The 13,826-nt window shown below is 49.0% G+C and carries 11 protein-coding genes; 7 read left to right on the top strand and 4 right to left on the bottom strand.

Annotated elements, in window-relative coordinates; translation table 11 throughout:
- Window positions 1-5: 5 nt before the first annotated feature.
- The 4 genes from hutU to hutC all read right to left on the bottom strand — a co-directional run bounded on the left by hutU (window position 6) and on the right by hutC (window position 4,755).
- A complete protein-coding gene (gene hutU, locus VHA_RS14435) occupies window positions 6-1,700 on the bottom strand; it encodes a urocanate hydratase (RefSeq protein ID WP_005505560.1) in 1,695 nt (564 codons plus the stop codon).
- A complete protein-coding gene (gene hutG / locus VHA_RS14430; protein ID WP_040529050.1) occupies window positions 1,697-2,713 on the bottom strand; it encodes a formimidoylglutamase in 1,017 nt (338 codons plus the stop codon). Before hutG ends, hutU begins: the two co-directional genes overlap by 4 nt.
- A complete protein-coding gene (hutI, locus tag VHA_RS14425) occupies window positions 2,703-3,914 on the bottom strand; it encodes an imidazolonepropionase (RefSeq protein ID WP_005505556.1) in 1,212 nt (403 codons plus the stop codon). The genes hutG and hutI overlap by 11 nt, the downstream gene beginning before the upstream one ends.
- Before the next feature lie 136 nt (window positions 3,915-4,050).
- Window positions 4,051-4,755 (bottom strand): histidine utilization transcriptional repressor HutC, encoded by a 705-nt coding sequence (gene hutC, locus VHA_RS14420; RefSeq protein WP_005505554.1) that lies wholly within the window; start codon window positions 4,753-4,755, stop codon window positions 4,051-4,053.
- Window positions 4,756-5,023: 268 nt separating this feature from the next.
- Here hutC and VHA_RS14415 point away from each other — a divergent pair, with 268 nt between their 5' ends.
- The 7 genes from VHA_RS14415 to pheT all read left to right on the top strand — a co-directional run bounded on the left by VHA_RS14415 (window position 5,024) and on the right by pheT (window position 13,492).
- Window positions 5,024-6,232 carry a glycerophosphodiester phosphodiesterase family protein gene (locus tag VHA_RS14415; RefSeq protein WP_005505552.1) on the top strand — a complete coding sequence of 403 codons (1,209 nt, stop codon included), beginning with the start codon at window positions 5,024-5,026 and terminating at the stop codon, window positions 6,230-6,232.
- 323 nt (window positions 6,233-6,555) lie between these two features.
- Entirely contained in the window at window positions 6,556-8,484 is a 1,929-nt protein-coding gene (thrS, locus tag VHA_RS14410; protein ID WP_005505550.1) for a threonine--tRNA ligase, read from the top strand.
- Window positions 8,485-8,487: 3 nt separating this feature from the next.
- On the top strand, window positions 8,488-9,033 hold the full coding sequence (infC, locus tag VHA_RS14405; protein WP_040529049.1) for a translation initiation factor IF-3: 546 nt from the start codon (window positions 8,488-8,490) through the stop codon (window positions 9,031-9,033).
- Window positions 9,034-9,147: 114 nt separating this feature from the next.
- Window positions 9,148-9,342, top strand: a complete 195-nt coding sequence (gene rpmI, locus VHA_RS14400) for a 50S ribosomal protein L35 (RefSeq protein WP_005505546.1) — start codon at window positions 9,148-9,150, stop codon at window positions 9,340-9,342.
- A 42-nt stretch (window positions 9,343-9,384) separates the two neighbouring features.
- The gene (rplT, locus tag VHA_RS14395; RefSeq protein WP_005505544.1) at window positions 9,385-9,738 is read left to right on the top strand and encodes a 50S ribosomal protein L20; all 354 of its coding nucleotides are present in this window, start codon (window positions 9,385-9,387) and stop codon (window positions 9,736-9,738) included.
- Window positions 9,739-10,098: 360 nt separating this feature from the next.
- Window positions 10,099-11,082, top strand: coding sequence for a phenylalanine--tRNA ligase subunit alpha (gene pheS / locus VHA_RS14390; protein ID WP_005505542.1), 984 nt, complete (start codon window positions 10,099-10,101; stop codon window positions 11,080-11,082).
- 19 nt (window positions 11,083-11,101) lie between these two features.
- Complete coding sequence (gene pheT / locus VHA_RS14385) at window positions 11,102-13,492, top strand: phenylalanine--tRNA ligase subunit beta (RefSeq protein WP_005505540.1); 2,391 nt, start codon at window positions 11,102-11,104, stop codon at window positions 13,490-13,492.
- The last annotated feature ends 334 nt before the right edge of the window (window positions 13,493-13,826 follow it).

Genomic DNA, 13,826 nt, shown 5'->3' with positions numbered 1-13,826 from the left:
GCCCCTTACTGCTTGACCGGAACGTTGGGAAGATCGAGCAGTGGCAAATCCAGTTGCTGCTCTTTGGCGCAATTGATAGCGATGCCATAACCGGCATCCGCATGGCGCATCACCCCGGTTGCCGGATCGTTATGAAGCACACGGCCGATCCGTTTGGCGGCATCTTCCGTGCCATCACACACAATAACAACGCCAGAGTGTTGCGAGAATCCCATTCCCACACCGCCACCATGGTGCAGAGACACCCAGGTCGCGCCGGATGCTGTGTTCAGCAGAGCGTTGAGCAATGGCCAGTCAGACACCGCATCAGATCCGTCCATCATGCCTTCGGTTTCCCGGTTCGGGCTGGCAACGGAGCCGGAATCCAAATGATCGCGGCCAATCACAATGGGGGCTTTCAGTTCGCCGTTTTTGACCATTTCATTGAAGGCAAGGCCAAGACGGGCACGATCTTTTAACCCAACCCAGCAGATGCGCGCCGGCAGTCCTTGGAACTGGATACGTTCACGAGCCATGTCTAACCAGTTATGCAGGTGAGGGTTGTCCGGGATCAGTTCTTTCACTTTCTGGTCGGTTTTATAGATGTCTTCCGGATCGCCGGAAAGCGCAGCCCAACGGAAGGGGCCAATGCCCTGACAAAACAGGGGGCGAATGTACGCTGGGACAAAGCCCGGGAAATCAAATGCGTTCTCGATGCCTTTTTCCAGAGCCATCTGGCGAATGTTGTTCCCGTAGTCGAGTGTTGCTGCGCCGCGTGACTGCAATGCCAGCATGGCCTTAACCTGTTCAGCCATGGAACGTTTTGCCGCTTCAATGACAGTGGCCTCGTCAGTTTTGCGTTTTTCTGCCGCTTCTTCCATCGTCCAGCCCTGAGGAAGGTAGCCGTTTAATGGATCGTGGGCAGAGGTTTGATCCGTTACCACGTCGGGCGTGATGCCGCGGTTGACCAGATCGGCAAACACATCTGCCGCGTTGCCTAATAAGCCAATCGACAGCGGTTGGTTGTTGTCGATGGATTGTTGCAGCAGGGAAAGGGCCTCGTCGAGATCCGTCGCTTTTTTGTCGACATACCCGGTACGCAGGCGATAGTCGATACGGCTTTCATCGCACTCGACCGCAATCATGGAAAATCCCGCCATCGTTGCCGCCAATGGTTGCGCGCCGCCCATGCCTCCCAAACCGCCGGTAAGTACCCAGCGGCCTTTGGCATTCCCGCCGAAATGCTTTTTAGCCACGGCCACGAAGGTTTCGTAGGTGCCCTGGACAATGCCCTGTGAGCCGATGTAAATCCAGCTGCCTGCGGTCATCTGCCCGTACATCATCAGGCCTTGTTTATCGAGCTCATTGAAGTGTTCCCAATTTGCCCAGTGCGGCACCAGATTGGAGTTCGCAATCAACACGCGCGGCGCGTCTTTGTGGGTAGGAAAAACGCCCACCGGTTTGCCGGATTGAACCAGCAACGTCTGGTCGTCTTCAAGACGGCGCAATACATCGACAATTTTGTCATAACATTGCCAGTTACGTGCAGCGCGACCAATGCCGCCATATACCACCAGTGCATGGGGATGTTCAGCCACGTCCGGATGTAGGTTATTCATCAGCATGCGAAGCGGGGCTTCGGTCAGCCAGGATTTTGCAGTCAGTTCAGTGCCTGTCGGGACGTTAACCGTCCGCGACAGATCCAGACGGGGATCCTTCATTGCGTCATTCCTTGTGAGTGTCTAACTATTGGACCTGTAAGGCTGCGGGAAATCGTCCATACGAGACGGGCAGCGAGACGGGCAGTATGGTTATCGATGTCGTACCGCGGGTTCAGTTCGGCGATATCGGCAATTTTCAGTTTGGGCGAGCCTGCATCATCTCTGGCTTGGCAGATTCTGCGGATAAGGCGCTCGACCAGCGCATAATCCACACCGTGTGTTGCCGGTGCGCTGACACCTGGTGCAGTCGCAGCCGGGAATACGTCGAGATCAATGGTGAGGTACACGGCATCGACCTTGGCGATGAATGCGTCAATGTGTGTTTCGATGGTTTTCAGGTTAGCAATATGGAAGTCAACGTCTTCTATTGTCAGCACATTTAAGGCATTCGCTTTTTCAAACAGGGCTTGCGTGTTGCTGGCGCGGCTGACCCCGAGACAGGCGTAATGAAAAGGCCATTGCCGGTTTTGGCAAAACTCCGCAATTTGGGAGAAAGGGGTGCCGGAGCTTCCGTTCTGCGCGTTGCCTGATGTTGGGCGAAGATCGAAATGTGCGTCAAAGTTGATGATGCCGATTCGAGGGGGCTTACTCCTACCTTTTTGCAGATAATGGTTGGCTAACCCCTGAAAGCTTCCCCATGCCACTTCGTGTCCGCCACCTAGAATGCAAGGGAAGTGTTTTTGGCGAAGGGCTTCACTGATGTTATCGGCAAGCTGTTTTTGTGCTTTGGCCAGATCGTGGTCATCACAGCGCACATCACCACTATCGAACACGGCAAGTGATTGATGATGCCATGGCAGGTTTGCCAGCATTTTCCTGATTTCAATCGGGGCGGTATAGGCACCTACGCGGCCTTTATTGCGTGATACCCCTTCATCGCAGGCAAAGCCCATCAACATCACGCCCGGCTCACGTGCATGGTCAGCGCTTTTTATCTTTTGGTGAAAACGCAAACCGAGGTCGCCATCTTCTGTATCTGTCCGGCCTTGCCAGACATCCATATTAACGGTCATTGGCTTTAACCCCTTTCAGGTAGCGGGCATGAAGCGGTGCCAGCCCTACCTGATAACTGAGCTGGGCGGGGGAGTCTAAATCCCACACTGAAAAATCCGCATCAAATCCCACAGCAATTTGTCCTTTGTTTTCTAAGCCAAGTGCTTTTGCTGCGTGGCGGGTTACGCCATACAGGGTTTCCTGTGGCGTCAGGCCAAACAGGGTTGATGCCATGTTCATCATCAACGTGAGACTGGCAAACGGGGATGTGCCGGGATTGAAATCGGTGGCAATAGCCATAGGCACATTGTGTTTGCGGAGTGATTCAACCGGCGGCTTTTGGGTTTCACGCAAGAAGTAGAATGCGCCGGGAAGCAGGGTGGCGACGGTGCCGCTTGAAGCAAGAGCTTTTACGCCGTCTTCGTTAAGATATTCAATATGGTCGACGGAGAGCGCTCCCATCTCGGCAGCCAGCGCGCTTCCCCCCAGATTGGAAAGTTGCTCAGTGTGCCCTTTGATGTTGAGCCCATGTTTTCTGGCTGCGTCAAATACCCTCATCATTTGAGCGGGCGAAAAACCAATGCCTTCACAGAACACATCAACCGAGTCAGCGAGTTTAGCTTCAGCCGCTGCGGGGATCATTTCTTCACACACCAGCGAAATATAGCTGTCGCTGTCATGCTGGAATTCTGGTGGCAGGGCATGTGCGCCAAGCAAAGTGGTTGAGATGTTGACATCGAGCTCTTGCGCCAGCATTTTCGCCGCCTTGAGCATTTTTAGTTCGTGCCCGACAGTTAGCCCATATCCGCTTTTCACTTCGATAGTTGTGACGCCGTCACGTATTAATGCATTGGCGCGCGGAAGGGCCAGAGACACCAGTTCTTCAAGGGAAGCAGCACGGGTGGCTTTCACTGTGGAGAGAATGCCGCCGCCGTTTTTGGCAATTTGTTCGTAGGGCACGCCTTGCAAACGTTGTTCAAATTCACCTGAACGATCACCGGCATAAATGAGGTGGGTATGGGCGTCGATAAGGCCGGGCGTGACGAGGCGGTTACCGAGAGAAACGCATTCATAGCCGTCGACAGAGATATCCTTACCGATGGCAGTGATCACACCATTTTCGGTCGCAATCATGTGTTTTTCCCTGACCCGATAGCCTTCAGGTTGGCTTATATCGCTGTCCATGGTGACTACGCGGCAATCGGTGAAGATCGTCTTCATTTTATCTATCCCTTATTTGTATATATAAATGTATAGACAAATAAGAGAGCGGTTTCAACCCATATTGTTATGAATTTGTGATAATGGATGTAAACCTGTGCGACCAGTTTAAAAAATGTGCTGAGATCTGCGAGGGTTAACGATCGGTTCTGGCGCTCAGTTTGTACCGGTTACCGGGGTGGTAAAGCAGCGCAGCGCTCACCAGTTGGTTTTCACTCCATGTGCGGCGGTGGAGCAGCAGGCAAGGCTGGTTGGCGTCTATTTGAAGTTGTAATGCGATGTGGGCAGGCGGAAGAATGGCCTCTACCGTGTGTTCAATGGTCCCCAAAGGGCAGTGTTTCATCAGATAATGGTTAGGCGTGATTTGGGAAAAATCCTGCTTCAGGTAATCTGGTGCAAAAGTTGGGTTAACCCACCTGAGTTCTACCTGAATGGGCACATTATCAGCAAAGTGAACGATTTCACTTTTATACACATCACTACCAAGTTTCAAACCAAGGCGCATTGCAACGTCTTCCGCCGCGCTGATACGTTGCAGTGTGATGATTTCACTATGGTGCTTCTGCCCCCGTGCGCTGATTTCCTCGGCAATGTTACGAATATCCATCAAAGGGCTTTCTGCTTTAGGTTGGCAAACAAATGTGCCAAGCCTTGGTGTCCGTTCCAGCCAGCCGCTATTCACCAAATCACGTACGGCTTTGTTCACCGTCATCCGGCTTACCGAAAACTGTTCGCACAATTCGGCTTCGGTAGGGACTTTAGTGCCAACAGGCCATTCCCGTGACTCAATTTTCTGGATCAGGAAATCTTTGATTTGTTGGAAGCGGGGAGATTTAGGCATAGGTTCTCAGTTTTTCATTCGTATATACAATTCATGATTATTGAAGTCCTTATTAAAATCAAGGTAAGAAGACAGGATGATCGATATGGCAGAAGGTAATAATGGGCTCTGGCAAATCGTTAAATTGACATGAAACGGTAAAATTTCTGTATTAAATCATTCATCTAGAGCATTCAGAATGCCGCACCATGACATAACGCAAGTGTGTGCCCTAACATCCTGTTATTTGTGTGTTTGGGTGTGACGTCTTTTAATAAGGAAGCTATAGATGAAAAATATCGTCAAGTTTGGCTTGGTTTTCTCTGCACTTGTTGCAGGCAGTGCACTGGCAGCCAGTGATTACACGTTGGGCCCGCGTCCTTTGTTTCTGGTTACAGACATGGATGACGGTGAGTTGAAAGAAAAACTGGAAAAATGTCTGGATGACAAACCACGAAAAAGTGAGTTTTCTATTGGCCACCGCGGCGCACCGATGATGTTTCCAGAGCACACTAAAGAATCCTATATCGCCGCTGCGAAAATGGGGGCCGGTGTTTTAGAATGCGATGTTGCTTTCACCAAAGATAAAGCCTTGGTGTGTCGTCATTCCCAAAATGACCTTCACACCACGACAGATGTCCTTGCCCATCCTGATCTTGCAGCCAAATGCACCGTCCCCTTCACGCCAGCAAACCCTGAAACAGGAGAGGAGGCCAGGGTTGAATGCCGTACCACGGATTTCACACTGGAAGAATTTAAACGCCTGAAAGGCAAAATGGATGGCGCAAACCCTATGGCGACCACGCCAGAAGAATACATGAACGGTACACCGGGGTGGAGAACTGATCTTTATGCCAGTCGCGGTACATTGATGACGCATGCTGAAAGCATCGCCTTATTTAAAGCACTGGGTGTGAAGATGACACCAGAGCTAAAATCGCCTGTTGTTGAGATGCCTTATCAAGGATTCACGCAACAAGATTACGCGCAAAAAATGATTGATGAGTATAAAGAGGCCGGTATTTCGCCTAACCAAGTGTTTCCACAGTCTTTTAGTCTGGAAGATGTCAAATATTGGATAGCGTCGGAGCCGAAATTTGGCCGTCAAGCCGTGTATCTTGATGAACGTATGGGAGAAGAAAACTGGAAACCTTCTCTTGAAGAAATGAAGGCGCTCAAGGCATCGGGCGTTGAATACATTGCGCCTCCTTTGTTTGCACTCGTTACTCTTGATGACAAAGGTGAAATAGTGCCATCTGATTATGCGAAAATGGCGAAAGAAGCAGGTTTGGACATTATTACCTGGACACTGGAACGCTCGGGACACCTTGGTAACGGTGGCGGCTGGTATTATCAGAGCATAAAAGACGTTATCAACAACGATGGTGATATGCTCAAGTTACTGGATGTGTTGGCTCAGGACGTGGGTGTTGTTGCCGTCTTCTCTGACTGGCCAGCAACCACCACTTTTTACGCAAACTGTATGAACATCAAATAAAAAAACAGGCCTCAACGAAGGGAGCGTTGGGGCCTGAAACAACAGCATTGCAGTATCACATTGCATGATGTGATGACAGTTTATTCCGTTCAACTCTGCCGTATGATACGGCTGCTGATTCCTTTTACAGGTTGCGTTATTCCGCTACATAGTTACAATTCTTCATCTCTTCCCGTACATGTATTTTGATTTGTACCAAGATTTGTACCTGAAGACTTTCCCTAAAGACTCATTATTCTCAACATATTACGTTGTTATTAATGAGAAAAATTTTAAGCAAGTGCTACTTCGTGTGTAGCACCACTGTAAAATAGGACGAAATAATGCCTGTAATTACTCTTCCTGACGGTAGTCAACGTTCATTCGATAACCCCGTTTCTACTTACGATGTTGCAGCAGACATCGGTTCTGGTTTGGCGAAAGCCTGTATTGCTGGCCGTGTTAACGGTAAACGTGTTGATGCCTGCGATCTCATCACCGAAGATGCCAATCTTGAAATCATCACAGCAAAAGATGAAGACGGTCTTGAGATCATCCGTCACTCCTGTGCGCACCTACTTGGACACGCTATTAAGCAACTGTTCCCTGATGTGAAAATGGCGATTGGCCCGACCATCGATAACGGCTTCTATTACGACGTTGACCTTGATCGTTCTCTGACTCAAGAAGACCTGGATGCGATTGAAAAACGCATGAAAGAATTGGCCAAGACCAAATACCCGGTCATCAAGAAGAACGTGAGCTGGCAGGAAGCGCGTGACACCTTTGAGTCACGTGGTGAAACCTACAAGATGGAAATCTTGGACGAAAACGTATCCCGCGACGATCGTCCAGGCCTCTATCATCACGAAGAATACATCGACATGTGCCGTGGTCCGCACGTACCACACATGGGTTTTTGCCAAAACTTCAAAATCCTGAATGTTGCCGGTGCATACTGGCGTGGTAACAGCGACAACAAGATGCTGCAACGTATCTACGGTACCGCGTTCAGTGATAAAAAAGAATTGAAAGCACACTTACAGCGTCTGGAAGAAGCCGCGAAGCGCGATCACCGTAAACTGGGTAAGCAGCTTGATCTTTACCACATGCAGCAAGAAGCGCCGGGTATGGTGTTCTGGCACCACAACGGTTGGGTGGTTTTCCGTGAACTTGAAGCTTTCGTGCGTTCAAAACTGGCTGAATACAATTATCAGGAAGTGAAAGGCCCGCTGATCATGGACCGTGTTCTTTGGGAACGCTCCGGTCACTGGGACAAATACGCCGATTATATGTTCACAACGCAATCCGAAAACCGTGAATATGCCCTCAAGCCAATGAACTGTCCAGGCCACGTCCAGATCTTTAACCAGGGCCTGAAATCATACCGTGACCTGCCATTGCGTATGGCGGAATTTGGCAGTTGTCACCGTAATGAACCATCTGGTGCACTGCACGGTCTGATGCGTGTCCGTGGTTTTACCCAGGATGATGCGCACATATTCTGTACCCCAGAACAGGTACAACAGGAAGTCACATCTTGCATTAAAATGGTTTACGACACCTACAAGACCTTTGGTTTTGAAGATATTGTTGTAAAACTTTCTACCCGCCCAGAGATGCGAGTGGGTTCAGATGCGATGTGGGATCGCGCAGAAAAAGCACTGGCTGAAGCGCTGGAATCCATGAACATTCAGTTCGAGATTCTGGAAGGCGAGGGGGCATTCTACGGTCCTAAGATTGAATTTACCCTGCATGATTGTTTGGATCGTGCATGGCAGTGTGGTACTGTGCAGCTCGATTTTGCGTTGCCTGAACGTTTGGGCGCGACCTACGTAGGTGAAGACAACGAGCGCCATACTCCTGTGATGATTCACCGTGCGATTCTGGGGTCATTGGAACGCTTTATCGGTATCTTGATTGAAGAATACGCAGGCCACTTCCCAAGTTGGTTGGCGCCTCAGCAAGCGGTTGTCATGAACATTACTGATAATCAAGCTGAATATGTTCAAGAAGTCGCGAAAAAACTGCAAAAAGCAGGATTTAGAGCTTCTGCAGACTTGAGAAACGAGAAGATTGGCTTTAAAATCCGCGAACATACTTTGAAGCGCGTACCTTACATGCTGGTTTGTGGCGACCAAGAGATGGAAGCTGGTGAAATCGCGGTACGTACACGCAAAGGTAAAGACTTGGGTAAATACAAAATTGACGAATTCATTTCTCTGCTTGAGAACGAAATTCGTACCCGAACTCTTAATATTTTGGAGGAATAAGGTATTAAAGGCGCAAGAAAAGCCCCGGCTAAACAAAATGCTCACCGTCTAAACGAAGAAATTCGCGGTTTGCGTGAAGTACGTCTTACTGGTATCGACGGTGAACAACTTGGTGTTGTTTCATTTGAAGAAGCTCTGAGAACCGCAGAAGAAGCGGGCGTTGATCTGGTAGAAATCAGCCCTAATGCCGAGCCTCCAGTTTGTCGTGTGATGGACTATGGTAAGTTCATCTATGAAAAGAGTAAGGCTGCGAAAGAGCAGAAGAAAAAGCAAAAAGTTGTCCAGATTAAGGAAATTAAATTCCGTCCTGGTACCGATGTTGGCGACTATCAGGTAAAACTACGCAACCTGGTTCGCTTTATTGAAGAGGGTAACAAGGTCAAGGTCACAATCCGTTTCCGTGGTCGCGAAATGGCGCACCAGGATATCGGTGTTGACGTTCTGAATCGTCTGAAGGAAGACACTGCTGAAATTGCTTCAGTAGAAAGCTTTCCTTCAAGGATTGAAGGTCGTCAAATGATCATGGTTCTTGCCCCTAAGAAGAAGTAATTTCGGCATACAAGTAACATTGAGGCTATGCGCCAGCTCTTTTAGAGCGGGGTATGGCTTCTTTGTTCGCCAAATTACACAGTTATTAATGCATACAATGCGGAGTTATTCATCATGCCTAAGATGAAAGCAAATAAAGGTGCTGCTAAGCGTTTCAAGAAAACTGGCGGCGGTTTCAAGTTCAAGCATGCTACTAAACGTCACATCCTGACTAAGCGTACTACTAAGAACAAACGTCAACTGCGTCCAAACGCGATTCTGCCTAAGTGCGAAATCGGTGCAGTTGTTCGTATGCTTCCATACGCATAATTTTTCTTAGTATTTTTAACGAATTAGTTTAGGAGAGACATAATGGCTCGCGTAAAACGTGGTGTACAGGCTCGTGCACGTCACAAGAAAGTTCTGAAACAAGCTAAAGGTTATTACGGTGCACGTTCACGTGTTTACCGCGTAGCTTTCCAAGCAGTTACCAAAGCTGGTCAATACGCTTACCGTGACCGTCGTCAGAAGAAACGTCAATTCCGTCAACTGTGGATTGCACGTATCAACGCTGCGGCTCGTCAAAACGGTATGTCTTACAGCCGTTTCATCAACGGTCTGAAGAAAGCGTCTATCGAAATCGATCGTAAGATCCTGGCTGATATCGCTGTATTCGACAAAGTTGCATTCTCTGCTTTGGTAGAGAAAGCGAAAGCTGCTCTGTAATTTTTACAGAATAGACGTTTTGGGAAAGGGGAGCTTCGGCTCCCCTTTTTCGTGTTCCGTTTCCCGCTTTGAGCCATCAAAAGTTTACGTCAAGGTTTCAACAATTCTCCATCTTCATCATTAACGCAGAATGTGTTGAAAAAAATGTGGCTATGAAATAGGCATGGCAAGCACTTATCATGCATTTCGGATTGGCTTTGTTGAACCGATTTATTACTATGTGTCGTTACGTCTCATACCAATTCCCAGAGCACTTTCCGTACTAAGTTTATGACTGATGACATGCGGATTTTGCTCCGAGAATTGGTATATCTTTTACTCCCCCGTAGGACACTGCCTGTGCAGGCAGATGAGGAAACGATGCAACAACTAGAAGAGATTCTATCCAACGCAACGGCTGCGATCGAAGCAGTTGATTCGGTTGCGGCCCTAGATGAGGTACGTGTTAAGTACCTGGGTAAAAAAGGTGAGCTGACGCTTCAGCTTCAACAATTGGGTAAACTGCCACCGGAAGAGCGCCGTGAAGCAGGTGCGAGCATCAATAAAGCGAAACAAGCAGTTCAGCAAGCGTTGACTGAGCGCAAAGCCGCACTTGAGAGGGCTGAGCTTGAAGCCAAATTAGCAGCAGAAACGATTGATGTAACCTTGCCAGGCCGTCGTATTGAAAACGGTGGTATTCACCCAGTGACCCGTACTATCGAGCGTATTGAGAGCTTCTTTGGTGAGCTGGGTTTTACGGTTGAAACTGGTCCTGAAATTGAAGATGCGTTCCACAACTTTGATGCATTGAATATTGCGGAAGATCACCCTGCACGTACCGATCATGACACGTTCTTCTTCAACCCTGATCTGATGCTGCGTACGCATACCTCTGGTGTTCAAATCCGTACCATGGAAGCGAAGCAACCGCCGCTGCGCTTTATTGCACCGGGCCGCGTTTACCGTAACGATTACGACCAAACTCACACCCCAATGTTCCATCAGGTAGAGGGCATGCTGGTTGACGAAAACGTGAACTTCGCGCAACTGAAAGGCATTCTGCATGACTTCCTGTGTAACTTCTTCGAAGAAGATCTGGAAGTGCGTTTCCGTCCTTCATATTTCCCGTTCACTGAGCCTTCAGCGGAAGTTGACGTAAAAGGCAAAAACGGAAAATGGCTGGAAGTCTTGGGCTGCGGTATGGTTCACCCGAACGTTCTGCGAGCGGTTGGCATCGACCCAGAGAAATACTCAGGTTTCGCGTTTGGTATGGGTGTTGAACGCTTGACCATGCTGCGCTACGGCGTAAACGACTTGCGTGCGTTCTTCGAGAACGATCTGCGTTTCCTGAAACAATTCAAGTAAGCATTGGGGTAATTGATAAATGAAATTCAGTGAATCCTGGCTTCGCGAGTGGGTGAACCCAGCAGTAAACAGCGAAGAACTGGCACACCAAATCACCATGGCAGGTCTGGAAGTTGATGACATCGCAGCCGTTGCCGGTGAGTTTACCGGCGTTGTCGTTGGTGAAGTGGTTGAATGTAGCCAGCACCCTGATGCAGACAAACTGCGTGTCACCAAAGTCAACGTAGGTGGTGAAGAACTGCTTGATATTGTATGCGGTGCACCAAACTGCCGCCTTGGCCTGAAAGTTGCGGTTGCTACTGTCGGCGCCGTACTGCCTGGCGACTTCAAAATCAAAAAAGCGAAGCTTCGCGGCCAGCCTTCTCACGGTATGCTGTGTTCTTTCTCTGAGCTGGGCATCGATGTGGAGTCAAACGGCATTATGGAACTGCCAGCAGATGCACCAATCGGTACCGATTTCCGTGAATACCTCAAACTAAACGATGTCACCATTGATGTTGACCTGACGGCAAACCGTGCAGACTGTCTCAGCATTAAAGGTTTGGCGCGTGAGGTCGGTGTGCTGAACCGCGTTGAAGTATCTCAGCCTGCGTTTGAGAAAGTAACATCATCGATTGATGACAAAGTGTCTGTTGCGGTTGAAGCACCGGCTGCGTGTCCTCGCTACCTGGGCCGTGTGGTTAAAGGTGTTAACGTTAAAGCTGCAACGCCTCTTTGGATGCAGGAAAAACTGCGTCGTAGTGGTATTCGCTCTATCGATCCTATTGTAGACATCACCAACTACGTGATGCTGGAGCAGGGTCAGCCTATGCACGCCTTCGATCTGGCGAAGGTTGAAGGTGGTATCGTTGCACGTATGGCGAAACCCGGCGAGAAACTGGTGTTGCTGGATGGCAACGAAGCAGAATTGAACGAAAACACGTTGGTGATCGCCGACCACAACAAAGCACTGGCGATTGCGGGTATCTTTGGTGGTCAGGATTCTGGTGTAAACGCCGAAACCACCACTGACGTTCTGCTTGAAGCGGCATTCTTTGCACCGGAAGCCATCCGTGGTCGAGCACGTAACTATGGCCTGCACACGGATTCCTCACACCGCTTTGAACGTGGTGTGGATTCAACGCTGCAATACCATGCGATGGAGCGTGCAACTCAACTGCTTATTGACATCTGTGGTGGTGAAGCAGGGGAGATCGTCGGTCAGGAATCTGAAGAGCACCTGCCAAAAGCAAATACCATTGCGTTGCGCCGTAGCAAGCTGGATAACCTGCTGGGTCACCATATCCCATCAGAAGATGTGGTAGAAATTCTGACCCGTCTGGGCTGTGACGTTGAAGCAACGGACGAAGGCTGGACTGCAAAAGCACCATTCTGGCGCTTCGATATGGCGATTGAGCAGGATTTGGTGGAAGAAGTGGGCCGCATTTATGGTTACGACAACATACCAAACCAAGCGCCTGTTGCGTCGCTGAAGATGAATGATCACGTAGAAGCTAACCAGCCTCTGAAGCGCGTGCGTGATTTGCTGGTTGACCGTGGTTACCACGAAGCGATTACTTACAGCTTTGTCGAACCAAACCAGCAGAAACTGATTGTGCCGGATGTAGAACCCCTGATACTGCCAAACCCAATTTCTGCCGATATGTCAGCGATGCGTCTGAGCCTGTGGACTGGCCTGCTAAACACGGTCGCTTACAACCAGAAGCGCCAGCAACCACGCGTTCGCCTGTTCGAAGCCGGTCTGCGTTTCATTCCTTGTGAAGGTGCTGAGAATGGCATGCTCCAGGAGATGATGCTGGCAGGTGTGATCGCAGGCCCACGCGCTGAAGAGCATTGGGACATTGCAAGCAACACCGTTGACTTCTTCGACCTGAAAGGCGATCTGGAAGCGATTCTGGAACTGACTGCCAACGAGCTGAATTACAGCTTCAAGGCCGCAAAACACCCTGCACTGCACCCTGGTCAATCTGCAGCGATTGAAGTGGACGGCGAAATCGTCGGTTACATCGGTACTGTTCACCCAGAGCTTGAGCGTAAGTTTGGCCTGAATGGCCGCACCATCGTGTTTGAAATCGAATGGTCTGCTATCAACAAACGCGTGATTCCGGAAGCGGTTGTTATCTCCAAGTTCCCCGCAAACCGCCGTGACATTGCGGTGATTGTAGGTGACGATGTAGCATCTGATGCTGTTGTTCGTGCTTGTCTGGAGACAGACAATCCCCTTGTTACCGGTGCGAAGCTGTTTGACCTTTATAAGGGCAAAGGCGTAGAAGAAGGTAAGAAGAGTCTGGCAATAGCACTGAGCCTGCAATCTACCGAACGAACGCTGGAAGAAAGAGATATTTCTGAGGCAGTTGCTTCGGTTATTGCTTTACTTAGTGAGAAATTTGACGCACATCTTCGCGATTAATGATAAAAATATAAATAAAAAAGCGGCTGGTTGGCCGCTTTTTTATGTCTAAAAGTTCTAACACGTTTCATTTTGATAAATTGGTGCTTTATCAAAACCTTAACAAATCGCACTCCACAACTGTTTAAAACCTGAATAAAAACATTGCTTAATGAAACTCTACTCAATTAACTGTCTCATTTTTTATGCATAACTTAAGAATGAAAAGCTCATAAACAGAGCACTGTTCTAAATAATGATATGGAAAAAAGTTGGCGCAAATCAGCCAGTTGGCTTACACTGTTCGTAAGTTACTGCTAGAGAATAGGCTGCCCGACGAAGGAGCAAGTAAATA

The organism is Grimontia hollisae CIP 101886, from assembly GCF_000176515.1.
In the GTDB taxonomy this organism is placed as follows: Bacteria; Pseudomonadota; Gammaproteobacteria; order Enterobacterales; family Vibrionaceae; genus Enterovibrio; species Enterovibrio hollisae.
Note: the sequence above shows the minus strand (reverse complement) of the source record. Positions and strands in the feature narration are given on the sequence as shown.

Excerpts from the sequence above, each read along its gene's own strand:
- hutC (WP_005505554.1), bottom strand. The coding sequence starts at position 4,755 with ATGCCTAAATCTCCCCGCTTCCAACAAATCAAAGATTTCCTGATCCAG.
- pheT (WP_005505540.1), top strand. The coding sequence starts at position 11,102 with ATGAAATTCAGTGAATCCTGGCTTCGCGAGTGGGTGAACCCAGCAGTA.
- thrS (WP_005505550.1), top strand. The coding sequence starts at position 6,556 with ATGCCTGTAATTACTCTTCCTGACGGTAGTCAACGTTCATTCGATAAC.
- hutU (WP_005505560.1), bottom strand. The coding sequence starts at position 1,700 with ATGAAGGATCCCCGTCTGGATCTGTCGCGGACGGTTAACGTCCCGACA.
- rplT (WP_005505544.1), top strand. The coding sequence starts at position 9,385 with ATGGCTCGCGTAAAACGTGGTGTACAGGCTCGTGCACGTCACAAGAAA.
- pheS (WP_005505542.1), top strand. The coding sequence starts at position 10,099 with ATGCAACAACTAGAAGAGATTCTATCCAACGCAACGGCTGCGATCGAA.
- VHA_RS14415 (WP_005505552.1), top strand. The coding sequence starts at position 5,024 with ATGAAAAATATCGTCAAGTTTGGCTTGGTTTTCTCTGCACTTGTTGCA.
- rpmI (WP_005505546.1), top strand. The coding sequence starts at position 9,148 with ATGCCTAAGATGAAAGCAAATAAAGGTGCTGCTAAGCGTTTCAAGAAA.
- hutG (WP_040529050.1), bottom strand. The coding sequence starts at position 2,713 with ATGACCGTTAATATGGATGTCTGGCAAGGCCGGACAGATACAGAAGAT.
- hutI (WP_005505556.1), bottom strand. The coding sequence starts at position 3,914 with ATGAAGACGATCTTCACCGATTGCCGCGTAGTCACCATGGACAGCGAT.